The organism is Nonomuraea gerenzanensis (assembly GCF_020215645.1).
In the GTDB taxonomy this organism is placed as follows: domain Bacteria; phylum Actinomycetota; class Actinomycetes; order Streptosporangiales; family Streptosporangiaceae; genus Nonomuraea; species Nonomuraea gerenzanensis.
The window spans coordinates 941,766-967,322 of the sequence record NZ_CP084058.1; the positions used below are offsets into that span (position 1 = coordinate 941,766).

A 25,557-nucleotide genomic window follows, 5' to 3' on the forward strand; every position below is an offset into this window, starting at 1 on the left:
CCGGACCCTACTAGCCGGGTCGGCGGTGTGGCCTCGGTCATACGGATGAACGACGTCCTACTTGAGGCCAGAATTTCCGCTGGACCGTGAGGGTGACGGTGCCCGAGATGACCATCCCCAGGATGTTGATGCCGAGCTGGGAGACCGAGGGCGGCACCTCCTTCCAGTCCGAGACCGCCATCGCCACGGCCACGTAGCCGGCGGCGGGCACCGTGGTGACCGAGATGAAGACGCCGACCAGGGCCGACGACTTGCCCGCCGTGATCGACAGCACCCCCGCCGCGCCCGCGAGCAGCGCCACGATGAACGACCAGCGGTCGGGCTTGACGATGAACTGCACCTCCTTGTTCGAGGTGAGGTTGCCGATGTCGATCCAGCCCAGCCAGTACGAGACGAGCGCGCACGCGTACGTGATCGCGATCGCCAGCAGGAACCCGATCACCAGCGTCCGCAGCGCGGTCACCACCAGGTGCCACCTGCGCTGGAGAAGGCCGAAACAGATGGCCGTGACCGCGCCGAACTCGGGCCCGAGCACCATCGCCCCGACGATCAGGATGGGGGAGTTCTGCAGCACGCCGATGCCCGCGAGCTGGGTGGCGATGGCGAGGAAGGCGAGGTAGGCCCAGGTCACGCGGGATTCGGACTGCACCTTCTGGCCCAGGTCCTCCCAGACCACCGCGTCGTCGGGATCGCCCGGGGCCTCCTCGATCGCCGCCTCGGCCACCTTCGACAGTGACAGATCGACCTGCTCGACGGCGATCGAGCCCTCCTCCTCCAGCCACTTGAGCTTGCCCAGCACCTCGTTGGCCGACTCTCTGGCCGCGTCGCAGAGGATCACGTCGCCCACCGGCTCGCGGGCCGCGCCGGACAGCACCACGAGGTTGGTGACGCCGGGGCAGCCCTCGAGCACCTCGACCGCCTCCGCGGTGCGGGCGGACGGAACGATCAGTCGCAGATGAAGCACGGGGACATTGTCGTCCAACGAACCTTGACGATGTGTTGACAGCCGTACGCGAGGCTCCCTCACATGATCTGGTACTGGTGTCACGACCACGGTGAGGAGTGCTGGTTCGCCGGCCTCGACGACCAGGAGTGCGCGGGCAGGTTCGCGCGTTACCTGTTCGAGGAGGTGTTCAGGTCTGGCGGAGCCGGACCCGCCGTACGGAGTGGTCGGCGCCCTTCTTGAGGACGAGGTCGGCGCGGCCCCTGGTGGGGGCGATGTTCTCGATGAGGTTGCGCTCGTTGATGTCGCGCCACACGTTGCGCGCGAAGTCCGTGGCCTCGTCGTAGGACAGCTCCGCGATGTGCCGGAAGTACGACTTCGGGTCCTCGAAGGCGGTACGGCGCAGCTTGTGGAACCGTTCGACGTACCAGGTGCGGATGTCCTCCACCTTGGCGTCCACGTAGATGGAGAAGTCGAAGTAGTCGTTGACGGCGAGGGACGTGGGCGGGGCCGGCTGGAGGACGTTCAGCCCCTCGATGATCAGAATGTCGGGGCTTTTCACGGTCTGGGCGGCGCCGGGGACGATGTCGTACTCGAGGTGGCTGTAGATGGGCGCCTTGACCTCAGCGGCGCCCGCCTTCACCTCCGCCACGAACCTGACCAGCGCCCGCCGGTCGTAACTCTCGGGGAAACCCTTGCGATGCATGATCTTCTTGGCCTCCAGCACCGCGTTGGGGTAGAGGAAGCTGTCGGTGGTGATCAGCTCCACGTGCGGGTGCTCGGGCCAGCGGGCCAGGAGGGTGTGCAGCAGACGCGCCGTGGTCGACTTGCCGACCGCGACGCTGCCCGCGATGCCCAGGATGTACGGCACGCGCCGCTCTGATGTGCCGAGGAACGCGCTCAGCACGCTGCTGCGCTGCTTGGACCCGGTGAAGTGCAGGTTGAGCAACCGGGTCAGGGGGAGGTAGATGTCGGTGACCTCCGCGAGGTCGATCGGGTCATCGACGCCGCGTAGCTCTTCCAGCTCGTCTGCGGTGAGAGTCAAGGGCGTGTTCTTGCGGAGCTCGCTCCACTGCTCCCTGCTCAGTTCCACGTAGCCGTTATTCACCTAGGCAGCGTAGCGATGTGCCACAAACCGGAACCCGGGCGGGGCCGTCCCCGTGGATCCACACCCTGTGGATAAAAACGTGGGATTACCGAGAGCCTGTTCGGGGAAGGAAAATGGGTCTTGGTGAATCGCGCGTGCAACGGCTGACCGGCGGCTACTGTCCCGACGGGAGGTATTCCGTGGACCGTCGTCGCTTCATCTCCAACGTCGTCGCCGGGATCGCCGGGCCCTTCGCCGGGGTCGCGTGCGCCGGCGCGAAGGGCCGGGCCGATCCCGTGCGCGGGTACGGCGCGCTGCGCCCCGTACGCGACCTGCGCGACGGGAAGGTGCGGCTGCACCTGCCCGACGGGTTCCGCTACCGCTCGTTCAGCGTGGCGGGCGAGAAGTACAGCGACGGCTCCACCGTGCCCGGCAAGCACGATGGCATGGCCGCCTTCTCCGGGCCCAGGGGCAGCGCCGTCCTCATCCGCAACCACGAGGTCAACGGGCCGGTGGGCGCGTTCGGCGACAAGGACAGGGCCTACGACCCGATGGCCGGCGGCGGCACCTCGACGATCCAGGTCACCCGCTACGGCGAGGTGATCAGGAGCGCGCCCTCGCTGAACGGCACCATGATGAACTGCTCCGGCGGCCCCATGGCCTGGCGGGCCTGGGTGAGCTGCGAGGAGACGGTCAACGGCCCCGACGTGGGCGACGACCGCTCCGGCGAGGACAACTCCAAGCTGACCCGCAAGCACGGCTACCTGTTCGAGGTGCCGGTCGCCCGCCCCGCCACGGCCAGGCCGATCCGCTCGGCCGGGCGCTTCCCGCACGAGTCGGCGGCCTTCGACCCCTCCTCCGGCGCCCTCTACCTGACGGAGGACAACTACTCCCATCCGTCCGGCTTCTACCGTTACCTCCCGCCCAAGCACCCGATCCTGGCCGGGCGGCTGCTCGACGGCGGCCGGTTGCAGATGCTCGCCGTGGACGGCACCGCCCGCGCCGACCTGTCCAAGGGACAGGAGCCCGGCACCACGTACGGGACCACCTGGGTGGACATCGACGACCCCGACCCCGACTTCACCGGCAGGCCCGCCTACGACGAGGCCGTGCAGGCCGTGGGCAGGCAGGGCAGGAAGAAGGGCGCGGCGCTCTTCGCCCGGCTGGAGGGCGCGGTGCACCACCACGGCACCGTGTACTTCGTCTCCACCCAGGGCGGGGCCACCGCGCCGGGCGAGCGGGCGCCCGACGGGTTCGGCGACGGGCGGGGGCAGGTGTGGGCGTACGAGACGTGGAGCGGCCGGCTCAAGCTCGTCTACGAGTCGCCGCGCTCGTCGGTGCTCGACCTGCCCGACAACGTGACCGTCAGCCGGCGCGGCACGCTCGTGCTGTGCGAGGACGGCGAGCAGGACAACTGGCTGCGCGGGCTGACGAGGAGCGGGCAGATCTTCGACTTCTGCCGGCTGCAGCCGATCGCGGGTGACGACGGGGCGGAGTTCGCCGGCTCCACGTTCGGGCCCGGCGGCCACACGCTCTACGTCAACCTGCAGGCCAAGCAGGGCATGTCGATCGCGATCTGGGGGCCGTGGGAGCGCGGGCCCTTCTAATACGCTGGGACGATGATCCTGGGTATCGGCGTGGACGTGGTGGACATCGCTCGCTTCGAGGCCGCGCTGGAGCGTACGCCGCTGCTGCGGGAGAGGCTCTTCACCGAGGTCGAGCGGCCGTTGCCGGTGCACTCACTGGCCGCCAGGTTCGCCGCCAAGGAGGCCGTGGCCAAGGCGCTCGGCGCGCCCAAGGGCCTGGGGCACCTGGAGGCCGAGGTGCACTGCGACGAGCTGGGCAAGCCCGAGCTGCGGGTCTCGGGCAAGGTGGCCGAGGTCGCGTACGGGCTCGGGGTCAAGCGCTGGCACCTCTCGCTCAGCCACGACGCGGGCGTGGCCGTGGCCTATGTGATCGCGGAGGGATAGCTTCGGATCATGCGTACCGCCTACACCGCCGACCAGATCAGGGGCGCCGAGCACGCGCTCATGGCGTGCCTGCCCGAGGGCACCCTCATGCAGCGGGCCGCCGCGGGGCTCGCCGCCGTCTGCGCCGACCTGCTGGGCCGCGTCTACGGCCGGCGGGTGGTCCTGCTCGTCGGCTCCGGCGACAACGGCGGCGACGCCCTGTACGCGGGCGAGCGGCTGGCCAGGCGCGGAGCCAGGGTGGAGGCCGTGCTCGCCGGCTCCAGGACGCACGAGGCCGGGCTGCGCGCGCTGCTCGACGCCGGTGGGCGGGTCGCGCAGGCCGCCGCGATCGCGGAGGCCGACCTGATCATCGACGGGCTGGTGGGCATCGGGGCGTCGGGGGCGCTCAGGGAGCCGTACGCGCGGCTCGCCCAGGAGGCCGGCGTCGCGCGGGGCACGGTCGTGGCCGTGGACGTGCCCAGCGGGGTGGACGCGAGCACCGGGCGGGTCGAGGGGGCCGCCGTCCGGGCCGGGGTGACCGTGACCATGGGGGCGTACAAGACGGGGCTGCTGGTCGATCCGGGCGCCGCGCTCGCCGGCGACGTCCGTCTCGTCGACATCGGGCTGGAGGCGTACCTGCCCGATCCCGACGTGGCCGCGCTCGCCGGCGGCGACGTGGCCGGGCTGCTCCCGCGCCCCGGCGAGGAGTCCGACAAGTACCGCAGGGGAGTGCTGGGCGTCGCGGCGGGCAGCGACCTGTTCACCGGCGCGGCTGTGCTGGCCGTGGGCGGCGCGCTGCGGGGCGGCGCGGGCATGGTCAGGTACGCCGGCCGCGAGGCGCCGGTCGCCCAGGTGCGCGCGCACTGGCCGGAGGCCGTGGTCACGCTGCTCGACGAGCCCTCGATCGAGCACGTGGGCCGGGTGCAGGCATGGGTGCTCGGGCCGGGGCTCGGCACCGACGCCTGGGCGCACGAGCTGGCGGCCAGGGTGCTCGCCACCGACGTGCCCGTGCTGATCGACGCCGACGGCCTGACCCTCGTGGCCAGGGACAGAGGGCTGCTGCGGCGCGCCGCGCCCGTCCTGATCACGCCGCACGCGGGCGAGCTGGCCAGGCTGACCGGGGCCGACCGCGCCGACATCGAGGCGGCCAGGCTGGCGCACGCCCGCCGGGCGGCGGCTGAGCTGGGCGTGACCGTGTTGCTCAAGGGCTCGACCACGGTGGTGGCCGAGGAGGGCAGACCAGTACGGGCGAACGTCACCGGCACGCCCTGGCTGGCCACCGGCGGCACCGGCGACGTGCTGTCGGGGCTGGCGGGCGCGCTGCTGGCTCAGGGGCTGAGCTGTTACGACGCCGCCTCCTGCGGCGCCTACCTGCACGGGGTGGCGGGACACCTGGCGGCCGACGGCGCCCCGCTGGCCGCCGCCGACGTGGCGAGCGCCGTCCCCGCGGCCATCCGCGCCGTGACCAGCGCGGGCTCGTGACGCGTCACGGATGAAAACTGGACCCGGCCACGATCCGGAGCTGCCACACTAGAAGGATGTACTCCCCAGTGGCCACGCCCGCCGAGGCACGGGTCGATCTGGCCGCCATCAGGCACAATGTCGCCCTGCTGAAGGAGCGGGCGGGCGGCGTGGAGGTCATGGGCGCGGTCAAGGCCGACGCCTACGGGCACGGGCTGGTGCCCACGTCCGAGGCGGTGCTGGAGGGCGGGGCGAGCCGGCTCGGCACGGCGTTCGTCAGGGAGGCGCTGGAGCTGCGCGCGGGGGGCGTCTCCGCGCCGATCCTGTCCTGGCTGATCACCCCGGGTGAGCCGCTCGACGAGGCGCTGGCCGCCGGCATCGAGCTGTCCGCCGCCGACGCGCGGCTGCTCGACGAGATCGCCGCCGCCGCCAGGCGCACGGGCCGCACCGCGCGGCTGCACCTGGAGGCCGACACCGGGATGAGCAGGGGCGGCTCGCCGCTCGCCGCCTGGCCCGGCCTGCTGGAGCGGGCACTGGCGCTGCGCGCCGAGGGCGTGCTCGAGATCGTCGGGCTGTGGTCCCACTTCGCCTGCGCCGACCTCCCCGGGCATCCGTCGATCGAGCGGCAGCTGGAGGCGTACGAAACGGCGCTGAAGCTGGCCGAGCAGGTCGGCGCGGCGGGCTCCGGCGTGATCAGGCACCTGGCCAACTCCGCCGCCGCGGTGACCCTGCCCGCCGCGCGCTTCGACCTGGTCAGGCCCGGCATCGCGATGTACGGCCTGAGCCCCATCCCCGAGCTGGGCGACTTCGGCCTCAGGCCGGCCATGACGCTGACGGCCCGGGTGGGTCTGGTCAAGCGCGTCACCGAGGGCTCAGGGGTCTCCTACGGGCACCTCTACACCACAGAGCGCGAGACCACGCTTGGTCTGGTTCCTCTCGGGTACGCGGACGGCGTACTGCGGCACGCGACGGGGCGGGCCGAGGTTCTGGCGGGCGGCCGTCGCCGGCTGATCGCCGGCCGGGTGTGCATGGACCAGTTCATGATCGACATGGGTGACGACCCGCTGTCGGCAGGCGACGAGGTCGTGCTGTTCGGGCCGGGTGACGGGGGCGAGCCGACCGCTCAGGAATGGGCGGATACCCTCGGCACGATCACGCATGAGATCGTGACGAGGATCGGTGCGCGCGTGCCGCGAGTCCACGTAAACGTGACCAAGGGCACTTCGCGGCGGGCATGAGCGGAGAAGGATCGGGGACATGACGACGACGACAACACGGCGCAGGGTCGGGATCGCCGGCGCGCTCGTCGGTGCGGCTTCCGCCGGTGTCGCGGCGGCGGCACTGGCCAAGCGCTACGCGGTCGGCCGGATCAGGCTGCGCCCCGACACCGAGGCGAGCGAGCCGTTCGGCGAGCTGCGGGGCAGGGAGCGCACGCTCGTCACCTCCGACGGCTACGCGCTGCACGTCGAGATCGACGGCCCCGAGGACGCGCCGCTGACCGTCGTGCTCTGCCACGGCTACTGCCTCAACCTGGAGTCGTGGCACTACCAGCGCAAGGACCTGCGGGAGAACTACCGGCTCGTGCTGTGGGATCAGCGCTCCCACGGCCGCTCCCAGCGGGCCGAGGCCGACGACTGCACGATCGACCGGCTGGGCGCCGACCTGGCCCAGGTGATCGAGGAGTTCGTGCCGGGCCCGTGCGTGCTGGTCGGCCACTCCATGGGCGGCATGACCATGATGGCGCTGGCCGACCGCCACCCCGAGCTGTTCGGCGACAAGATCCGCGCGGTGGCGCTCATCTCCACCTCGGCGGGCAAGCTGGCCGAGCTGACACTGGGCCTGCCGGCGATGTTCTCCAAGGTCGTGCACAAGGTGGCGCCCGGCACGGTGTCGATGCTGGGCAAGCGCGGCACCTGGGTCGACCGCACCCGCCACGCGGGCAGCGACATCGCCTTCCTGATCACCCGCCTCATCGGCTTCGGCGACTCCCGGAACGTCAGCCCCACCGTGGTCGACTTCGCCGAGTCGATGATCAGAGCGACCCCGACCGAGGTGGTCGCCAACTTCTACCCGGCTCTGATGAACCACGACAAGCTCTCCGCCCTCCACGTGCTCGACCCGGTGCCCACCGCGATCCTCGTCGGCGACCGCGACTGGCTGACGCCGCCCGACCACAGCAAGGCCATCGCCGCCGCGCTGCCGCAGGCGCAGCTGACCGAGGTGCCGGAGACCTCGCACCTGATCCAGCTGGAGCGGCCGGGGATCGTCAACGACACGCTGCGCGACCTGCTGAAGAGGGTGGAGATCTAGTGCGGCTCGCCACTCCCGACGACATGCGGGCCTACGGCGCCCGCCTGGCCGCCCACCTGCGCCCCGGCGACCTGCTGGTGCTGTCGGGCCCGCTCGGGGCCGGCAAGACCACGCTGGTGCAGGGCATCGCCGAAGGGCTCAAGGTACGCGGCCCGATCACCTCGCCGACGTTCGTGATCGCCAGGGTGCACCCCTCGCTGCGCCAGGGGCCGCCGCTCGTGCACGTGGACGCGTACCGGCTCGGCGGCGACCTGGAGGTCGACGACCTCGATCTCGACGCCTCGCTGGAGGAGTCGGTCACCGTCGTCGAGTGGGGCGAGGGGCTGGTCGAGGGGCTGGCCGACGACCGGCTGGAGATCCACATCGACCGCGAGGCAGGCGACGAGGCCAGGCTCGTGACGCTGCGCGGGGTGGGCTCCAGGTGGGCCGACACGCCGTCTGATCCGCTACAAGACTGAAACCTCCGTCAAAGGCCGGTAAAGCTGGCACCCTTGACGTACCAGGCCACCGACATAAAACATGATCGTTGGTGAGGGTTCGCCCAGATTTTCTGGGTATCAGGAGGGGCGACATCCACAGTTTTGGTGGATGCTTGGGTGTAAGACGGCGGAGTGGGGTGCGGGCCGGTGCTCAGGGTCAGTCGTGTCGCGTACGCGGGAGCCATCGTCATGGTCGGTCTGACCGGCTGCTCGGCCTCGGCCGAGACCCCACCGACAACACCCACCCCCACACTCACCGGCACCGGCTCCCCGACGAGCACCGTCACCACGACCGCGACGACGACCGCGACCACCACCACGACCAGCAGCCCGCGGCCCACCACGACCACGACGAGACAGACGATCTCGGTCCAGCTCAACCCCGACCGCGTCACCGCCGGTGAGACCTCCAGGGTCTGGATCCTGGCCAACTGCCCCGTCCCGACCGGCGGCCCGGCGCACACCGGCACCGCCACGTCCAGGGCGTTCATCAACGGCGTCACGCTCAACCCGGTGCCCGCGGCCTCGATCAGCCCGTCCCCGACCACCGGCTCGCCGTGGGTGCGCGGCGAGGCGCAGGTCTCGGGAACGATCCGGCGCGGCAGCTACCGCGTGGACGTCAAGTGCGACGGCACCAACGACCTGGGCAGGGCCACGCTGCGCGTGGTCGCCGCCCCGACCGAGGAGCCCAGCCCCACCACCACCGTGCCCACCAGCGCGCCCAGGGCGGGCGGCGGCGGCACCTACGCGCAGGAAGCCGCCGAGGAGTCCTCGATCCCGTACGGCCCCGCCGGCGTGCTGATCGCGCTGGCCCTGGCCGGCGGCGTCGGCCTCGCGGTCAAGCGGCGCAACCGGGCATAGCGCCGTGGCCCGCCCAGGACGGGTGGTGCTCGCCGGGGCCATCACCGGGCTGGTGCTGGTCGCGTTCGGCAGAGGCATGCAGACCGGCACCACCACGACGCCCGCCGCCGACGTCGTGCCCAAGAGCATCGACATCCCCTCGATCGACGTCGAGGCACCGCTGATGAAGCTCGACCTGCAGAAGAACGGCGAGGTCGAGCTGCCGCCGTACGAGAAGCCCAAGGTGGCCGGCTGGTACACCGGCAGTGCCGTGCCCGGCGAGAAGGGCGCCTCGGTGATCATCGGCCACGTCGACACCAAGACCGCGCCCGCCGTGTTCTACAAGCTCAGGCAGTTACGCAAGGGCGAGACCGTCAAGGTGGAGCGCAGCGACGGCAAGGTCGTGGAGTTCAAGGTCGACTCGATCGAGCAGGTGCACAAGGACAGCTTCCCCGCCCAGCGCGTCTACGTGGAGGACGGGCTCAAGCTGGTGACGTGCGGCGGCAAGTTCGACTACGCCAAGGGCGAGTACCTTGACAACGTCATCGTGTACGCCTCCCAGGTCTGAGAGCAGATGAGCGACACCGCGAGCCCACCGGCCGCCGGCAGCCGGGTGCCCTGGCACGAGGTCCATCCGAAGGTGCGCGCCGCGGTCGAGGAGTTCCTCGGCGACCCCGTGGCCGAGGCCGTCACCCAGGACGGCGGCTTCTCTCCGGCCGCCGCCGTGCGCCTGCGCACGCGCAGCGGCAGGCGCGCCTTCGTCAAGGCGGTCGGCCCCGAGCCGAACCGCGAGAGCGTGCGCATCTACCGGTCCGAGCTGAGGATCGCCGCCGCGCTGCCCGAGTCCGTGCCCGCCCCCAGGCTGCTGACCGGCTTCGAGCTGGACGGCTGGGTGGCGCTGGTCTTCGAGGACGTCGAGGGCCGGCATCCGGCGATGCCCTGGCGGCGCGACGAGCTCGACCGGGTGCTCGCGGCGGTGGCGGAGCTGTCGGCGGCGCTCACCCCCGCCCCCGTCGACGCGCCGGCCATCGAGGAGGTGTTCGGCGACTCGTTCCAGGGCTGGCGCAGGCTGATCGAGGAGGACACCGGCGGGCTCGACCCGTGGATCCTGCGCCACCTCGCGGAGCTGGCAGAGCTGGAGTCGGGCTGGGCAGCGGCGGCGGCGGGCGACAGCCTGGTCCACGCCGACCTGCGGGCCGACAACATCCTGCTGACCGACGAGCGCGTCTACGTCGTCGACTGGCCATGGGCGTGCAAGGGGGCGGTCTGGTTCGACCGGGTCGGCCTGCTGCCGTCCGTCGGGATGCAGGGCGGGCCCGCGCCGCACGAGCTGTTCACCGACGACGATCCCGGCGTGACGGCGGTGGTCGCGGCCATGACCGGCTACTTCGTCCGGCAGTCCCGCCGGCCGGCGCCGCCGGGGCTGCCCACGCTCAGGGCGTTCCAGGGGGCGCAGGGCGTGGTGGCGCTCGACTGGCTGAAGCGGCGTACCGGCTGGGCCTGAAGCGGCCGGGTGAGACCCGCGCGGCGGGTAGGCTAAACAGTCGTGCTGGTCCTGGCCTTTGATACCGCGACGCCCGCCGTCACCGCCGCGCTCCACGACGGGGAGCGCGTGCTCGCCGAGTCGACCACGATCGACGCCCGGCGCCACGGTGAGCTGCTCGTGCCCACCGTCGAGGTCGTGCTGCGCGAGGCCGGCGTGCCGCTGCGCGCGGTGACGGCCATCGTGGCGGGCAGCGGCCCCGGCCCCTACACGGGGTTGCGCGTCGGGCTGATGACCGCGCAGGGGCTGTCCACGACGCTGGGCGTGCCGGCGTACGGCATCTGCACGCTCGACGCCGTCGCCTACGCCGCCGGGCTGTCCGAGCCCTTCGTCGCGGCCACCGACGCGCGCCGCAAGGAGGTCTTCTGGGCGCGGTACACCGATCACCGCACCCGCGCCGACGGGCCCTTCGTGGACCGCCCCGCCGACGTGCCCGTGGCGGGGCTGCCGGTCGTGGGCGCGGGCGCGCAGCTCTACTCCGACCTTCTGGGCGGCGGCCGCGACCTGCCGCTCTACCCGTACGCGGGCGCGCTGGCCGCGCTGGCGGCCGAGCGGCTCGCCGCAGGCGTCCAGCTCGACCCGCCCCGCCCGATCTACCTGCGCAGGCCCGACGCGGTGGTGCCGGGCGCGCCCAAGAGGGTGACGGCGTGAAGCTGCGCCCGATGACCGAGGCCGATCTGCCCGCGGTCATGGCGATCGAGCGGGCCACGTTCCCGCTCGACGCGTGGAGCGAGGGCATGATGCGCGGCGAGCTGGCCGAGATGCCGCGCACCCGCCACTACGTGGTCGTCCTGGTCGACGACGAGATCGTGGCCTACGCCGGGCTGGCCGCCGCGGGCGACCAGGCCGACGTGCAGACCATCGCGGTGCTCGACAAGCACCAGGGCACCGGGCTCGGCGGCGCGATGCTGACCGAGCTGCTGGCCGAGGCGGCCCGCAGGGGCGCGCGGGAGATCTTCCTGGAGGTGCGCGCCGACAACCCGCGCGCGCAGGCGGTCTACCGGCATTTCGGGTTCGAGGAGATCGGCACCCGCCGCCGCTACTACGACGACGGCACCGACGCGATCATGATGAGAAGGAAGCTAGGTGACTGACGCACCCCTGGTCCTGGGCATCGAGACGTCCTGTGACGAGACCGGCATCGGCATCGTCAGGGGCCACACGCTGCTGGCCAACACGATCGCCTCGAGCATGGACGAGCACGCCAGGTTCGGCGGCGTGGTGCCCGAGGTCGCCTCGCGCGCCCACCTGGAGGCCATGACGCCGACCGTGGAGGCCGCGCTGGCCGCGGCCGGGCTGAGGTTCTCCGACATCGACGCCATCGCCGTGACGGCGGGCCCCGGGCTGGCGGGGGCGCTGCTGGTGGGGGTGGCGGCGGCCAAGTCGTACGCGCTCGGCCTGGGCGTCCCCCTCTACGGGGTCAACCACCTGGCGGCGCACGTCGCCGTCGACCAGCTGGAACACGGGCCGCTGCCCAAGCCGTGCATCGCCCTGCTGGTCTCCGGCGGCCACTCCTCGCTGCTGCTCGTGCCCGACGTGGCCGAGGACGTGATCTCGCTGGGCTCCACCGTCGACGACGCGGCGGGGGAGGCCTTCGACAAGGTGGCCCGGGTGCTGGGCCTGCCGTTCCCCGGCGGCCCCTACATCGACAGGGCCGCCCGCGAGGGATCGGGATCGGCGATCGCCTTCCCGCGCGGCAAGCTCGACGACGGCACGCTCGACTTCTCCTTCTCCGGGCTCAAGACAGCCGTCGCGCGCTGGGTCGAGGCCCGCGAGACGGCCGGTGAGTCCGTCCACGTGCCCGACGTGGCCGCCTCCTTCCAGGAGGCCGTGGTGGACGTGCTGACGCGCAAGGCGCTGCAGGCCTGCCGCAAGTACGACGTGCACGACCTGCTGATCGGCGGTGGCGTGGCGGCCAACTCCCGGCTGCGGGCGCTGGCCCAGGAGCGGTGCGAGGCGGCCGGGGTGCGGCTGCGGGTGCCGAGGCCGGGGTTGTGCACCGACAACGGGGCCATGGTGGCCGCGCTCGGCTCCGATCTGGTGGCCGCCGGGGTGACGCCCTCGACGCTGGAGATCCCCGCCGACTCGTCGATGCCGATCACGACCGTGCACGTGTGAGGACGCGCTCGCGGGTGCGGCACCCGCGAGCGCGCCGGCTCAGTCCTTGCCCCTGGTGGGCCGCAGGAGGGCCTCGGCCAGGGCCAGCATGGTCTCCTCCAGCGCGTCCAGCCGCTTGGTCAGGTCGGCGGCGGCCGGCTGCACGATGCCGGACACCGTGCCGGCCAGCTCGTCGCCGTCGGGCCGGGCCCTGACCAGCTCGGTGAGCGCGTCGGTGGCGGCGGTCAGGCGCTCGGCCTGCTCGCCCACGTGCGACTGGAGCAGCTCGCCGACCCGCTCGGGGATGGCCAGCTCGTCGGGCAGCCGGCTGACGAAGGCGTTGACGGCCTCGATGCGCTCGTCCACCGACTCCAGGTGCTCGCCCGCCTGCTCGGCGCGGGCGGTCAGCCCGTTGAGGTGGGTGTCGAGGCCGTGGAAGCGGTTGTCGAGGCCGCCGAAGTGGCCGTCGATGGTGTCGAAGCGGGTGCTCATGTGCTCCTCGGCCTCGACCAGGCGCTCGTCGATGGCGTCGATCTGGTTGTCGAGCTTGTTGAAGCGGCCCTCGTTGCGGGTGGCGATCTCGGCCGTGTGCTGGTCGGCGGCGGACACGCGCTCGTCGAGCGAGGAGAAGCGGGCGTCGATGCGCACGTCGAGGGCGTCGAAGCGGTCGTCGTGGCGGCCCAGGTGGCCGTCGAGGGTGCTCAGCCGCTTGTCCACCCCGCCGAGCTGGCCGTCCATGGAGACGAGCCGCTTGTCCACGCCGCTCATGCGGCCGTCGAGGCCGTCGATCCTGGTGTCGATGTCGGCCAGGCACTCGTCGGCCGACTCCAGCCGGCTGTCGAACCCGGTGAGCCGGGAGTCGAGGGCGGTGAGCTTGCCCTCGGCCCTGTCGAGGCGGGCGTCCACGCCGCTGAGCCGGGCGGTCAGGCGCTGCTCGCTCTCGCCGAGCTGCACGGCCAGGTGCTGGTCGGCCTCGTCGAGACGGGTGGTGAGGCGCTGCTCGACGCCGGCCAGGCGGGTGGAGAGCGCGTCGTCGGCCTCCTTGAGCCGGCTGACGAGGCGCTCGTCGGCCTCCAGGAGTGCCGTGGCGAGCCGCTGGTCGGTCTCGTCGAGCCGGGTGCCGAGGCGCCTGTCGGTGTCGTCCAGGCGGGCGCTCAGCCGCTCGTCGGTGTCGTCGAGGCGGGTCGTGAGGCGCTGGTCGGTCTCGTCGAGGCGGGCGGTGAGGCGCTGGTCGGTCTCGTCGAGCCGGGCGGTGGTGCGCTGCTCGGCGGCCTCCACCTTGGCGGTGAGCTGCTCGGCCGTGCCCGCCAGGCGCTCGGTGACGCTCTCGGCCAGGTCGTTGACGACGTCCTCGACGCGGTCGGTGCGGGTGGCCAGCTCGGCCATCGACTTGTCGAGCCGGGTGAAGCGGCTGGCCGCGGCCTCCATGCTGGTGTTGAGCCCGGCCAGCTGGGTCGCGAAGTCGGACATGCCCTTGGTGATGCCGTGGGTGGTGTCGAGCACCGTCTGCAGGCGCTTGAGCGCCTCGTCCACGCTCTCGCCCACCGTGCCGAGGTCCGCCCACAGGCTCGGCAGCTCCGCCACGGGAGTCACCCGGGCGTCCACCTGGCCCACCTTCTCGCCCACGGCGTCCACGTGGTCGCGCACGGCCTCCACGTGCTGCGCCAGGCCCTCCGCCCACATCGGAGGCTTGGCGGAGATCTCGTCGAGCCGCCCGCTGACCGTCTCCAGCGTGCCGCTGAGACCTCCAAGCTCGCGTTCGCGCACCTCGCGCAGCAGCCACTCCATGCCTTCGAGCCGCTGGCGGATCTCGTCGAGCACGGCCCCCTGGGTGCGTTGCTCGTAGACATGGTCCTGAGCGGCACGGGCGAGCAGGTCTCGCATCCTCTTGGGGACGGCGTCGTAGCCGTTAGGAAGAAGGGCGGCGTGGTTGGAATGGTCCACCGAAAGCTCCTTCGCTCGCCGACGGTCTGCCGCGCAGCGGTGGGATAGGTCCGGTTTATCGTTGAAGGGTGAGAGCGCGGTCAACCGCAATAGGGCGGAGAACTCCTCGCCCGCCCACCTTAGCCTTTCGATCAAGGTCCGTCAGGGCTGAATTGAAAGATCGCGGTTAACGTACGGATGCCCGGGTTCGGTGATTCAGGCAGGTGAGGGGGCCTTGCAGAGGATTACCGAGGGTTTGTCGGCAATTCTGGTCAGCATGATGACCATGGATTTGTCGCCTTTGAGGCGCAAGTCGGCGCGCAGCCGTTCGATGTCCACGGCTGAGCCGCGCTTTTTGATGGTGACGTTTCCGATCTGTCGCTCGCGAAGGGCGGCGCGCAGTTTCTTCAGCGAAAAGGGAAGGACGTCGTCCACCTCGTACACCGACGCCCAAGGGGTGTCCACCCGCTCGTCGGCGGTGATGTAGGCGATCATCGGGTCGAGCAGCCTGCCGCCGACCAGCTCGGCCACCTCGCCGACCAGGTGCGCGCGCACGGCCGCGCCGTCCGGCTCGTAGACGAACCGGCCCGGCGGGCCGGTCGGGGCCCGCACGCCGGTGGCGGTCAGCGTGTGGCCGCCGGGCAGCAGGGTGGCCCGCCTGCCGCCCCCTGGGCCGGTCCACAGCGTGGCCTCCTTGACCTCGCCCTTGTACGACACCCACTCGGCCTCCGCGCCCTCGGGGATGAACTCGTACGGGATGCCCGGGGCGACCTTGAGGCAGGCCAGGCGCGCCCGGGAGAGCAGGCCGAGCACCACGGGCCAGGGCGGCGAGTAGGCCATGGGGTCGAACGTCCGGCCCCGGCCCGTCCGCCTGGCCGGGTCGGCGAACAGCACGTCGTAGTCCTCAGGCCTGACCTGCGCCGCGTCGGCCACGGTCACCGTCACCCGGTCGGCCAGCCCGAACGCCTGCGCGTTGGCCCTGGCCACGGCGACGGTCAGCGGGTCGGTGTCCACGGCCGTCACCGTGCAGCCGGCGCGGGCCAGCGCGAGCAGGTCACCCCCGACGCCGCAGCAGGCGTCGGCGACCCGGGGCGCGCCCGCGCCGTGCAGGGCGAGCAGGCGGCGGGCGCGGTGCTCGGCCACCTCCGCCCGCGTGGACTGCTCCAGCCCGTGCGGGGTGAAGAACATCCGCCCGGCGTCGGCGCCGAACTTGGCCCTGGCCCGCTCCCTGAGCCCGGCCTGGGTGAGCGCCGCCGAGGTGAGCGCCGCGTCGTACGTCCTGCGCAGGGTGGTGGCGGCGGCGACAGGGTCGGCGCCCGCCAGCTCCTCGGCCTCGGCCAGCGCGCGCCTGCCGCGCGGGGTCAGCAACTCGGTGAAGGCGTCGAGGTCCACGTCATCCGACGTTAGCGGCACCCGGAAGCGGCGGTGTCCGCCGGGCGGCGCGGCGGCGGCCGGGAGGTTCACGCACGTGGAAGACTGGACCATGCCAGGGGTCTGATCGCTCTCAGCAGACGCGTTCATGTTGACTGTCAAGCCCCTCTTGCATATGTTTCCTGTTGGCACTCTCCCCTTGAGAGTGCCAACGTGCGACGAGGCAGGTCTGACACCCGCGACGGCAGGCCCCGCTGGTCGCCTCTTCTAGATCATTCAAATCTGAAGGGGAGGTCCGATCGTGACGACCGCCACCAAGGTTCCCGTTAAGCCGCTCGGCGACCGCATTGTGGTCCAGCCGCTTGAGGCCGAGCAGACCACCGCTTCCGGCCTGGTCATCCCTGACACCGCCAAGGAGAAGCCGCAGGAGGGCAAGGTCCTCGCGGTGGGCCCGGGCAACTGGGACGAGGACGGCGACAAGCGGATTCCGCTCGACGTCTCGGAGGGCGACATCGTCCTCTACAGCAAGTACGGCGGCACCGAGGTCAAGTACGGCGGCGAGGAGTACCTCGTGCTCTCCGCCCGCGACGTTCTCGCGATCATCGAGAAGTAAGCCGGTTGTGTCGAGCCCCGGGCGCTCTTGAGGGCACCCGGGGCTTTCGACGCCAGGAGAGGACTTTCAGCAATGGCGAAGATCCTGGAGTTCGACGAGAACGCCCGCCGCGCTCTCGAGCGTGGCGTGAACGCCCTCGCGGACGCCGTGAAGGTAACCCTCGGCCCGCGTGGCCGCAACGTCGTCATCGACAAGAAGTTCGGTGCTCCGACGATCACGAACGACGGTGTGACCATCGCTCGTGAGATCGAGCTGGAGGAGCGCTACGAGAACCTCGGCGCCCAGCTCGCCAAGGAAGTTGCCACCAAGACCAACGACATCGCGGGTGACGGCACCACCACCGCGACCGTCCTGGCCCAGGCCATGGTCCGCGAGGGCCTGCGCAACGTGGCCGCCGGCGCCTCGCCGCTGTCGCTCAAGCGCGGCATCGACAAGGCCGCCAAGGCCGTCAGCGACAAGCTGCTGGCCAGCGCCCGCGAGGTCGGCGACAAGAAGGAGATCGCCAACGTCGCCACGATCTCCGCGCAGGACGCCCAGATCGGCGGCCTGATCGCCGAGGCGTTCGACAAGGTGGGCAAGGACGGTGTCCTCACCGTCGAAGAGTCCAACGCCATGGGCATGGAGCTCGAGTTCACCGAGGGCATGCAGTTCGACAAGGGCTACCTGTCGGCCTACATGGTGACCGACCCCGAGCGGATGGAGTCCGTCCTCGAGGACGCCTACATCCTGCTCACCCAGGGCAAGATCTCCTCCATCGCGGACTTCCTGCCGCTGCTGGAGAAGATCGCCCAGACGAAGAAGCCGCTCCTCGTGGTCGCCGAGGACGTCGAGGGCGAGGCCCTGGCCGTCCTGGTCACCAACAAGATCCGCGGCACCTTCACCTCCGTGGCCGTCAAGGCCCCGGGCTTCGGCGACCGCCGCAAGGCGATGCTGCAGGACATGGCCATCCTCACCGGCGGCCAGGTCGTCAGCGAGGAGGTCGGCCTCAAGCTGGAGCACGTCGGTCTCGAGGTGCTCGGCACGGCCCGCCGCGTCGTCGTCACCAAGGACGCCACGACCATCGTCGACGGCGCCGGTGACGCGCAGGCCATCGAGGACCGCGTCAAGGAGATCAAGATTGCCATCGAGCAGTCCGACTCCGACTGGGACCGCGAGAAGCTGCAGGAGCGCCTGGCCAAGCTCGCCGGCGGTGTGTGCGTGCTGCGCGTCGGCGCCGCCACCGAGGTGGAGCTGAAGGAGAAGAAGCACCGCCTCGAGGACGCGATCTCCGCGACGCGCGCCGCCATCGAGGAGGGCATCGTCTCCGGCGGTGGCTCCGCGCTGATCCACATCGGCAAGGACCTCGACGACCTCGGCCTCACGGGCGACGAGGCCACCGGTGTCGGCATCGTGCGCCGCGCGCTGGTCGAGCCGGCCCGCTGGATCGCCGAGAACGCCGGTCTCGAGGGCTACGTGGTGACGCACAAGGTGGCCGAGCTGGAGGCCGGTCACGGTCTCAACGCCGCCACCGGCGAGTACGTGAACCTGCTCGACCAGGGCGTCATCGACCCGGTCAAGGTCACGCGCTCGGCCGTGCAGAACGCCGCTTCGATCGCGGGCATGCTGCTCACCACCGAGGCGCTCGTGGTGGACAAGCCCGAGGAGGAGGCCCCGGCCGCCGGCCAGGGTCACGGTCACGGCCACGGCCACTGACCGCGCCTTCCGTTCCGTTACGGCCCGCACCCGGAGGGGTGCGGGCCGTACGGCGTTTCATGGCCCTGAGCGGCCGGGTCCTACGCTGGGGACATGAGGTACGCGCGGGCGGTGGAGCGGCTGGGGATGCTGGCCGAGGCGTGCGAGCAGACCAGGCGGCTGCCGGCGCTGGAGCCGTTCCTGCGCGAGGCGCACGTGTTCGGCGCGCTGACGCAGGGCGCCGAATCGCTCGACGAGCTGGAGGTCGCCTTCGTGCTCAACCTGCCGCCCGAGGAGGTCGCCTGGGGCACGCACCCGCCGAGCACGGCCTGGCTGGTGGACTTCCTGCGGCTGGACGAGGGTGGCATCGCCTACTGGTGGCGCTCGCACCGCGAGCCGGTGGCCAACCACCACATCACGGAGCCGGTGCGGTTCTGGTCGCTGGACGGGGTGGAGCGGGACGTGCTGGAGGCGCTGAGGGAGCGGCGACTCGGGGCGCTGCACGGCGCTGTGCGCCCCGGGAGCGGCGATCGGGTGGCCCCGGTCGCGGAGGAGCTGGCGGCGGCCCTGGAGCACCTCAGGGCGGTGCACGGGGCGTACTGGGACCGGCAGTGGCGGCGGGAGCACCGGAGCCTGCGGCGCTATCCGGAGCACCACCTGTGGGAGGCCGTGCGGGGATATCTGGAGCTGCTCGACTTGCGGGACGAGTGAAGCGTCGGGTGATCTGAGGGCTGCCGATGGCATGTCCGGTGTGGGCGGGATGGGGGGAAGTGGGGGAAAAGGTGGCTTATTGGAGTAAACCGAGAGTGTGCGTTAAGCGTCTGCGGTCTGACAAATGTCGCGCATTCCGGCTTATCGCCTGAAACATTATGTCAGTATAAAGGCTTAGTGTGGTCGTTTGATTACTAACGGTTATCGTCGCTTCAATGTGACCAATCCGTAGCCGTTCGCTATGACGACAGGCCGGATCAGTGCGGGCATCATGCCTATCGTGAGCGAGGGAAGCGTCGCCGACGCCAAAATTGGGGTAAGGCTCGCGTCGAGACTTCCGGCACGGACGGATGACTCCGACCTTAGGGAACTGACGAGCCTCGCCGTGCAGGGAGATCGCAGTGCGATCGAATCCCTGCTCGGTGAGTTGCGTCCGATGGTGGTGCGGTATTGCCGCGCCAGGCTGGGCAGGGTTTCAGGGCAATATCACATTGCCGATGACGTAGCCCAGGAGGTGTGCATCGCGGTGTTGTCCGCGCTGCCGCGATACCGCGACATGGGGCGGCCTTTCGCGTCCTTCGTGTTCGGGATCGCCTCGCACAAGGTGGCCGACGCGCTGCGGAGCTCGGTGCGCTCCGCCGTGCCGACCCAGGATCTGCCCGACGGGCCCGACGACGGCCCTGGGCCCGAGGAGACGGTGGTCCGCTACATCGAGGTGGAGCACGCCAGGCGGCTGCTGGCCAGGCTGCCCGACAACCAGCGGGAGTTGCTGCTGTTGCGGGTGGTGTCGGGGCTGTCCGCCGAGGAGACCGGTAATGTACTCGGTATGTCACCGGGTGCGGTCCGTGTCGCCCAGCATCGGGCGCTGGCGAGATTGAGGCAGATGGCCGAGCTGGAGTCGGCTTGACGCCTGAGGAGGAGACCGATGCGCTGCTCGACGCGCTCGGTCGTGGAGAGATGCCCGATTCAGGCGATCCAGCGGCGCGGTTGCTCGCCGCGCTGCTCGATGACGTCGATCAGCGGCGCTCCTCGGTGTCGATGACGCCGTCGACGTAGCCGCGGGCGTAGTCCCAGCTGACGTAGTCGGCGGGGTCGGGGTGGAAGGCCGGCTCGTGCACCTGCGGCTGGCCTTTCTCGATCATCTGTTTGAGGTTGCCGCGCAGCAGCTCCCAGTCGAAGAAGTGCTGCTCGCCGCATTCCGGGCAGTCGAGCACGAGCCCCAGCACCCCCTGCGGTTCGAGCAGGGAGCGGAAGACCTCGACGTCGGCGAGGTCGGTGATGGCCTCGTCGCGCTCGGCCGCGGTGAGTGGCTCGGCGTCGTCGAGCGCACCCATCGCCGAGGACGGGTCGTTCGGGTCGTCCGCGAACGGATCGCGGGGGACGTCTTCCAGCACCTTCCCACCATATGACCGAAGCGGCCCGCGCGGTGGGCTTTACCTCAGCCATCCGCGTCTGGCGGCCTCCACGCCCGCGTGAAAGCGGGATTGAGCTCCCAACTCGGTCATGGCGTCGGCGAATCTCGCGCGTACCGTGCGGACCGACACGCCGAGCTGGCGGGCGATCGAGTCGTCGCACATGCCCTGCGCCGCCAGGCGCAGCACCGGGATCATGCCGTCGCTCCTGCGCCCCCAGGGCAGGGGCACGGCGCGGGCCCACAGCTCCTGGAAGAGCGAGGTGAGCACGCCCACCACCACGGAGGTGCGCACCAGATAGAAGTTGTAGGCGTGGTCGGGCAGGCTGCCGCCCCAGTGGGCGGGCAGGCCGGCCATCTCGTGGCCGGCGGTCATGAACCAGCTCGGCACCCGGTCCATGGTGCGCACCTCGCCGCCGGCGTCGAGGAGGTGGGTGAGCTGGTCGCGGACGCCGGGCAGCACCAGCGTGGAAACCGGAATGATCGCTTGAACGGTAAGCAATTTCCGTTTTTGCGCATCAACCCAAGGATCCGCAAATTTCCGGGCAAAGTCAGTCATGGTCCGCTCGTCCGGAACTGCGGTGAGTAAAGGCATTGGTGGGGTTTGACATTGTACGGCGATGCCCAGCACGCTCTCGTACAGGATGTCCGCCCCGCTCGCCATCTCCACCGTGAAAGGGCCGCTGCGATAGTCGCGGCCGGCGTCGTAGTCGCGGATCAGCCCCCGGATCGAGCCGAGCGCCGAGTCGATCCTGCGGCTCTCCTCCGCCAGCCGGTCGAGCCGGTCCGCGATCAGCCGCCCGAGCGCCGCGGCGGGGTGTCTGGCCAGGTACTGGCCCGATTGTTCGTCGATCACCCCAAGCTTGACGAGATCGTCGAGCTGGCGGCCCACCTTCTCGATCGGACCGTCCATGGCCTGTGCCAGGTCCGAACGGGTCGCTTTGTGCAGGCGCAACACCGTCGAGTAGAGCGCGGTCTGGGCCGGATCAAGGCCCAGTGTCTCGAGCGGATCGGACATGATTCGCGACTCGTTACGCATTATGGGCGGCTCCGTCGGGGGGACACGGGCGTGCCGCGAGGATAACCCCCCATTCCCTGCCTGTCCGCGTGTTGCGCCGACTGCTTCTTCGCGGCGTGCAACTTCGTGCAATTGCACGTTTTCACATTGCCATGTTCCGGTGAGTAACGCAGGCTTTACCTAGCGTCGGCATCCAGACAAGGGCGCGGTCGCGCCGGCCATCAGGACGCGGAGGGGGGTTCGGTGGCGTGAGGCGCGGCCGTCGCCCGGATGCCGGTGGCCGGGGGATGGGACGGATCACCGACCGTCCCATCCCCCGGCACTTTTTCTGCTGAGGCCGGGAAGGCGAGGACCGTGGGGGTCTTCGTACTCCCGGCCTCAGTGCGTTTTGGACACAGGGCCTAGACTTGGTGCACATCAAAGCTAGGCAGGAGGGGGCCGCGGCATGTCCAAGTTCACCGAGATGGGTCTGACCTTCGATGACGTGCTGCTGGTGCCCGGATATTCGGACCTGCAGCCAGGGGAGGCCGACACCCGATCTCGCCTGTCCAAGGGCATCACGCTGTCCATCCCGCTGATCTCCGCGGCCATGGACACCGTCACCGAGGCCCGCATGGCGGTCGCCATGGCCAGGCAGGGCGGCATCGGCATCCTGCACCGCAACCTGTCGGTCGAGGAGCAGGCCCAGCAGGTCGACCTGGTCAAGCGGTCCGAGGCCGGCATGGTCACCAACCCGGTGACGTGCAGCCCCGACGACACGCTGGCCGACGTCGAGCGCCTGTGCGCCACGTACCGGATCTCCGGGGTGCCCGTGACCGACGTGTCGGGCACGCTGGTCGGCATCGTGACCAACCGCGACATGCGCTTCGAGACCGACCAGAGCAGGCCGGTCCGCGAGGTCATGACCAAGATGCCGCTCGTCACCGCGCCGGTGGGGGTCTCGCGTGACGACGCGTTCGCCCTGCTCCGGCAGAACAAGATCGAGAAGCTGCCGCTCGTCGACTCCGACGGCAGGCTGCGCGGCCTGATCACGGTCAAGGACTTCACCAAGAGCGAGCAGTATCCGCTGTCCACCAAGGACGCCGACGGTCGGCTCATCGTCGGGGCGGCCGTGGGGGTCGGCGGCGACGCCGAGCTGCGCGCCAAGGCCCTCATCGAGGCCGGGGTGGACGTCGTGGTCGTGGACGTGGCGCACGGCCACTCCAAGGGGCTGGCCGACATGATCGCCAAGGTCAAGGCCAACAGCAAGGTCGAGGTCATCGGCGGCAACATCGCGACCAGGGCCGGCGCGCAGATGCTGGTCGACGCGGGCGCCGACGCCGTCAAGGTCGGCGTGGGCCCGGGCTCCATCTGCACCACCCGCGTGGTCGCCGGGGTCGGCGCGCCGCAGGTGACGGCCATCTACGAGGCGTCGAAGGCGTGCGCGCCCGCCGGGGTGCCGGTGATCGGCGACGGCGGCCTGCAGTACTCCGGCGACATCGTCAAGGCGATCGCCGCCGGAGCCGACACGGTCATGCTGGGCTCGCTGCTCGCCGGGTGCGAGGAGTCGCCGGGTGAGCTGATCTTCATCAACGGCAAGCAGTTCAAGTCGTACCGGGGCATGGGCTCGCTGGGCGCCGTACGCAACCGCGAGCGCGGCGGCACCTCCTTCAGCAAGGACCGCTACGCCCAGGCCGACGTCGGCGGCGAGGACAAGTACATCCCCGAGGGCATCGAGGGCCAGGTCCCCTACCGCGGCCCGGTCGCGGCCGTCGCCCACCAGCTCGTCGGCGGGCTGCGTCAGGGTATGTGGTACGCGGGCTGCCGCACGATCGAGCAGATGCACAGCGACTGCGAGCTCATGCCGATCACGGCGGCCGGCCTCAAGGAGAGCCATCCCCACGACATCCAGATGACCGTGGAAGCTCCGAACTATCACAGAAGGTAAGTTCATGACTCAGCAGGTGGAGATCGGCCGGGGTAAGACCGGGCGGCGGGCGTACGCGCTTGACGAGATCGGCCTGGTGCCCTCGCGGCGCACCCGTGACCCGGAGGAGGTCTCGATCTCCTGGCAGATCGACGCCTACCGGTTCGAGTTGCCCTTGGTCGTCGCTCCCATGGACAGCGTGGTCTCGCCGGCCACCGCCATCGAGATCGGGCGGCTCGGCGGCCTGGCACCGCTCGACCTCGAAGGGCTGTGGACGCGCTACGAGGACCCGCTGCCGCTGCTGGAGGAGTGCGCCGCCCTCGACCAGGAGGCGGCCACCAGGCGGCTGCAGGAGATCTACGCGGCGCCGATCAAGGAAGAGCTGATCGGCCGCAGGATCGAGGAGATCCGCGCCTCCGGGGTGACCACCGCCGTGCGGCTCTCGCCGCAGCGCACGGTCCAGTACCACAAGACCGTGATCGACGCGGGCGTGGACATCTTCGTCATCCGCGGCACGACGGTCTCGGCCGAGCACGTCTCGGGGCGGGCGGAGCCGCTCAACCTCAAGCAGTTCATCTACGAGCTGGACGTGCCGGTCATCGTCGGCGGCTGCGCCACCTACACCGCCGCGCTGCACCTGATGCGCACCGGCGCGGCCGGCGTGCTGGTGGGCTTCGGCGGCGGCGCCTCGCACACCACCCGCAACGTGCTGGGCGTGGCCGTGCCGATGGCCACCGCCATCTCCGACGTGGCGGCGGCGCGGCGCGACTACCTCGACGAGTCCGGCGGCCGCTACGTGCACGTGATCGCCGACGGTGGCATGGGCACCTCCGGCGACATCGCCAAGGCCATCGCCTGCGGCGCCGACGCCGTGATGGTCGGCTCGCCGCTGGCGCGCGCGGTGGAGGCGCCCGGGCACGGGTTCCACTGGGGCTCCGAGGCGCACCACCCCGACCTGCCGCGCGGGCGGCGGGTCGCGTTCGGCACGGTCGGGACACTGGAGCAGATCCTGCACGGGCCGTCCAGCGTGGCCGACGGTTCGATGAACCTGATGGGCGCGCTGAAGCGGACCATGGCCTCGACCGGCTACTCCGACATCAAGGAGTTCCAGCGGGTCGAGGTCGTCGTGGCGCCGATCCAGCGCTGAGCCCTCGATGCCAGGCCGCCGCCCGCGCGGTGGCGGCCGACTAGGGTCGAGGCCATGGAAGAATCCGTTGAGGACAGGGTCGCCCGGCTGGAGCAGCAGGTGGCGGCCCTGCAGCGTCATCTCGGCGTCGATCTCTCACGGGCGGAGGGGCGCCGGTTCCCGCCGGAGTTCTACGAGGCGCTGCGGCACGGCAAGACGATCAAGGCCATCGCGATCTACCGCAAGGAGACCGGGGCCTCGCTGAGAGACGCCAAGAAGGCCGTTGAGGACATGCGGCGCGGGGCGGGCTCCGGGTTCTGATGAGCGGTCGGATCTGCGTGGTCACGGGGGCCAACAGGGGGATCGGGCGTGAGGTGGCCAGGCAGCTCGCACTGGCCGGCGATCTGGTGGTGCTGACCGCCAGGGACCTGCGCAAGGCGGAGCGGGCGGCCGGCGAGCTGCGCGAGGCGCTCAAGGCGTCCGGTGGCGCGGTGCGGGCTTCTGGCGGTGCGGTGCGGGCTTCCGGCGGTGCGGTGTCGGCTTCCGGCGGGGCGGTGGAGGCGTGGCGGCTCGACGTTTCCGAGCCCGGCTCCGTCGAGCGGTTCGCCCGTGAGGTCGGCGACGCCCACGGGCGGGTGGACGTGCTCGTCAACAACGCGGCCATCCACTACGACACCTGGCAGCGCGCCGCCGACGCGGACCTCACGGTGGTGCGGGAGGCGCTGGAGACGAACCTGCTGGGCGCCTGGCAGGTCACCCAGGCGCTGCTCCCGCTGCTGCGGGCCTCCGCGCACGGCCGGGTGGCGAACGTCTCCAGCGAGGCGGGCTCCCTGGCCTCGATGGGCTCGGGGACCCCGGCGTACGCGGTGTCCAAGGCCGGCCTGAACGCGCTGACCAGGATGCTGGCGGCCGATCTGCGGCGGGACGGCATCCTGGTCAACGCGGTCTGCCCGGGATGGGTGGCGACGGACATGGGCGGCCCCGGCGGGCGTCCCGTGGCGGAGGGGGCCGCGAGCGTGCTGTGGGCGGTGGACCTGCCCGACGGCGGGCCCACCGGAGGGTTCTACCGTGACGGGCGGCCGGTGCCCTGGTGAGCAG

General features: G+C 71.0%; 27 protein-coding genes. 21 read left to right on the top strand and 6 right to left on the bottom strand.

All coding sequences use genetic code 11. The annotated features are described in order from the left end of the window. Positions 1-37 precede the first annotated feature (37 nt). Positions 38-964, bottom strand: coding sequence for a DUF389 domain-containing protein (locus LCN96_RS04930; protein WP_225271372.1), 927 nt, complete (start codon positions 962-964; stop codon positions 38-40). 169 nt (positions 965-1,133) lie between these two features. Beyond that, entirely contained in the window at positions 1,134-2,036 is a 903-nt protein-coding gene (gene coaA / locus LCN96_RS04935) for a type I pantothenate kinase (protein WP_225275923.1), read from the bottom strand. Positions 2,037-2,230: 194 nt separating this feature from the next. On the opposite strand from coaA, the gene LCN96_RS04940 reads away from it, so the two are divergent. From LCN96_RS04940 to tsaD, 12 genes are all read left to right on the top strand, one after another. Next, a complete protein-coding gene (locus LCN96_RS04940; protein WP_225271373.1) occupies positions 2,231-3,637 on the top strand; it encodes an alkaline phosphatase PhoX in 1,407 nt (468 codons plus the stop codon). Positions 3,638-3,649: 12 nt separating this feature from the next. Next, complete coding sequence (locus LCN96_RS04945; protein WP_225271374.1) at positions 3,650-4,000, top strand: holo-ACP synthase; 351 nt, start codon at positions 3,650-3,652, stop codon at positions 3,998-4,000. Positions 4,001-4,009: 9 nt separating this feature from the next. Then, complete coding sequence (locus tag LCN96_RS04950) at positions 4,010-5,461, top strand: NAD(P)H-hydrate dehydratase (RefSeq protein WP_225271375.1); 1,452 nt, start codon at positions 4,010-4,012, stop codon at positions 5,459-5,461. A 56-nt stretch (positions 5,462-5,517) separates the two neighbouring features. Next, a complete protein-coding gene (alr, locus tag LCN96_RS04955; RefSeq protein WP_225271376.1) occupies positions 5,518-6,678 on the top strand; it encodes an alanine racemase in 1,161 nt (386 codons plus the stop codon). A gap of 19 nt (positions 6,679-6,697) precedes the next feature. Then, the gene (locus LCN96_RS04960; protein ID WP_225271377.1) at positions 6,698-7,750 is read left to right on the top strand and encodes an alpha/beta fold hydrolase; all 1,053 of its coding nucleotides are present in this window, start codon (positions 6,698-6,700) and stop codon (positions 7,748-7,750) included. After that, complete coding sequence (tsaE, locus tag LCN96_RS04965; RefSeq protein WP_397351853.1) at positions 7,750-8,208, top strand: tRNA (adenosine(37)-N6)-threonylcarbamoyltransferase complex ATPase subunit type 1 TsaE; 459 nt, start codon at positions 7,750-7,752, stop codon at positions 8,206-8,208. The genes LCN96_RS04960 and tsaE overlap by 1 nt, the downstream gene beginning before the upstream one ends. Before the next feature lie 168 nt (positions 8,209-8,376). Then, positions 8,377-9,090: a hypothetical protein gene (locus LCN96_RS04970; protein WP_225271378.1), complete on the top strand. Its 714-nt coding sequence runs from the start codon at positions 8,377-8,379 to the stop codon at positions 9,088-9,090. A gap of 4 nt (positions 9,091-9,094) precedes the next feature. Continuing rightward, positions 9,095-9,637: a class F sortase gene (locus tag LCN96_RS04975; RefSeq protein ID WP_225271379.1), complete on the top strand. Its 543-nt coding sequence runs from the start codon at positions 9,095-9,097 to the stop codon at positions 9,635-9,637. A gap of 6 nt (positions 9,638-9,643) precedes the next feature. After that, positions 9,644-10,573 carry an aminoglycoside phosphotransferase family protein gene (locus tag LCN96_RS04980; RefSeq protein ID WP_225271380.1) on the top strand — a complete coding sequence of 310 codons (930 nt, stop codon included), beginning with the start codon at positions 9,644-9,646 and terminating at the stop codon, positions 10,571-10,573. A 42-nt stretch (positions 10,574-10,615) separates the two neighbouring features. Next, positions 10,616-11,263 carry a tRNA (adenosine(37)-N6)-threonylcarbamoyltransferase complex dimerization subunit type 1 TsaB gene (gene tsaB / locus LCN96_RS04985; protein WP_225271381.1) on the top strand — a complete coding sequence of 216 codons (648 nt, stop codon included), beginning with the start codon at positions 10,616-10,618 and terminating at the stop codon, positions 11,261-11,263. A gap of 11 nt (positions 11,264-11,274) precedes the next feature. After that, on the top strand, positions 11,275-11,706 hold the full coding sequence (rimI, locus tag LCN96_RS04990) for a ribosomal protein S18-alanine N-acetyltransferase (protein WP_225275925.1): 432 nt from the start codon (positions 11,275-11,277) through the stop codon (positions 11,704-11,706). Further along, entirely contained in the window at positions 11,699-12,730 is a 1,032-nt protein-coding gene (gene tsaD / locus LCN96_RS04995; RefSeq protein ID WP_225271382.1) for a tRNA (adenosine(37)-N6)-threonylcarbamoyltransferase complex transferase subunit TsaD, read from the top strand. Before rimI ends, tsaD begins: the two co-directional genes overlap by 8 nt. A gap of 39 nt (positions 12,731-12,769) precedes the next feature. Here tsaD and LCN96_RS05000 read toward each other — a convergent pair whose 3' ends face one another. Together LCN96_RS05000 and LCN96_RS05005 are read right to left on the bottom strand one after the other, a co-directional pair. Beyond that, the gene (locus LCN96_RS05000; RefSeq protein ID WP_225271383.1) at positions 12,770-14,653 is read right to left on the bottom strand and encodes an apolipoprotein A1/A4/E domain-containing protein; all 1,884 of its coding nucleotides are present in this window, start codon (positions 14,651-14,653) and stop codon (positions 12,770-12,772) included. A gap of 195 nt (positions 14,654-14,848) precedes the next feature. Then, entirely contained in the window at positions 14,849-16,024 is a 1,176-nt protein-coding gene (locus tag LCN96_RS05005) for a class I SAM-dependent methyltransferase (protein ID WP_225271384.1), read from the bottom strand. 280 nt (positions 16,025-16,304) lie between these two features. Between LCN96_RS05005 and groES the strand changes: the two genes are divergently transcribed. The 5 genes from groES (at position 16,305) to LCN96_RS05030 (ending at position 20,054) form a co-directional block, all read left to right on the top strand. Further along, the gene (gene groES / locus LCN96_RS05010; protein ID WP_043623565.1) at positions 16,305-16,616 is read left to right on the top strand and encodes a co-chaperone GroES; all 312 of its coding nucleotides are present in this window, start codon (positions 16,305-16,307) and stop codon (positions 16,614-16,616) included. A 72-nt stretch (positions 16,617-16,688) separates the two neighbouring features. Then, positions 16,689-18,308: a chaperonin GroEL gene (gene groL / locus LCN96_RS05015; protein ID WP_225271385.1), complete on the top strand. Its 1,620-nt coding sequence runs from the start codon at positions 16,689-16,691 to the stop codon at positions 18,306-18,308. Positions 18,309-18,401: 93 nt separating this feature from the next. Continuing rightward, complete coding sequence (locus tag LCN96_RS05020) at positions 18,402-18,998, top strand: DUF7711 family protein (RefSeq protein ID WP_225271386.1); 597 nt, start codon at positions 18,402-18,404, stop codon at positions 18,996-18,998. A 271-nt stretch (positions 18,999-19,269) separates the two neighbouring features. Further along, complete coding sequence (locus LCN96_RS05025; protein WP_090930520.1) at positions 19,270-19,905, top strand: sigma-70 family RNA polymerase sigma factor; 636 nt, start codon at positions 19,270-19,272, stop codon at positions 19,903-19,905. Continuing rightward, positions 19,902-20,054: a hypothetical protein gene (locus LCN96_RS05030; protein ID WP_225271387.1), complete on the top strand. Its 153-nt coding sequence runs from the start codon at positions 19,902-19,904 to the stop codon at positions 20,052-20,054. The genes LCN96_RS05025 and LCN96_RS05030 overlap by 4 nt, the downstream gene beginning before the upstream one ends. Here the strand turns inward: LCN96_RS05030 and LCN96_RS05035 are convergent. Continuing rightward, the gene (locus LCN96_RS05035; protein WP_080043188.1) at positions 20,015-20,392 is read right to left on the bottom strand and encodes a DUF5319 domain-containing protein; all 378 of its coding nucleotides are present in this window, start codon (positions 20,390-20,392) and stop codon (positions 20,015-20,017) included. The genes LCN96_RS05030 and LCN96_RS05035 overlap by 40 nt on opposite strands. A gap of 39 nt (positions 20,393-20,431) precedes the next feature. Beyond that, the gene (locus tag LCN96_RS05040; RefSeq protein WP_225271388.1) at positions 20,432-21,427 is read right to left on the bottom strand and encodes a helix-turn-helix transcriptional regulator; all 996 of its coding nucleotides are present in this window, start codon (positions 21,425-21,427) and stop codon (positions 20,432-20,434) included. Between the two features lie 445 nt (positions 21,428-21,872). Here LCN96_RS05040 and guaB point away from each other — a divergent pair, with 445 nt between their 5' ends. From guaB to LCN96_RS05060, 4 genes are read left to right on the top strand one after another with little or no spacing between them, the layout of a single operon-like run. Next, positions 21,873-23,354, top strand: a complete 1,482-nt coding sequence (gene guaB / locus LCN96_RS05045) for an IMP dehydrogenase (RefSeq protein ID WP_225271389.1) — start codon at positions 21,873-21,875, stop codon at positions 23,352-23,354. Between the two features lie 4 nt (positions 23,355-23,358). Beyond that, positions 23,359-24,480: a GuaB3 family IMP dehydrogenase-related protein gene (locus LCN96_RS05050; protein ID WP_225271390.1), complete on the top strand. Its 1,122-nt coding sequence runs from the start codon at positions 23,359-23,361 to the stop codon at positions 24,478-24,480. Positions 24,481-24,534: 54 nt separating this feature from the next. Beyond that, a complete protein-coding gene (locus LCN96_RS05055) occupies positions 24,535-24,780 on the top strand; it encodes a hypothetical protein (RefSeq protein WP_225271391.1) in 246 nt (81 codons plus the stop codon). Next, on the top strand, positions 24,780-25,553 hold the full coding sequence (locus tag LCN96_RS05060; RefSeq protein WP_225271392.1) for an SDR family NAD(P)-dependent oxidoreductase: 774 nt from the start codon (positions 24,780-24,782) through the stop codon (positions 25,551-25,553). The genes LCN96_RS05055 and LCN96_RS05060 overlap by 1 nt, the downstream gene beginning before the upstream one ends. Positions 25,554-25,557 lie beyond the last annotated feature (4 nt).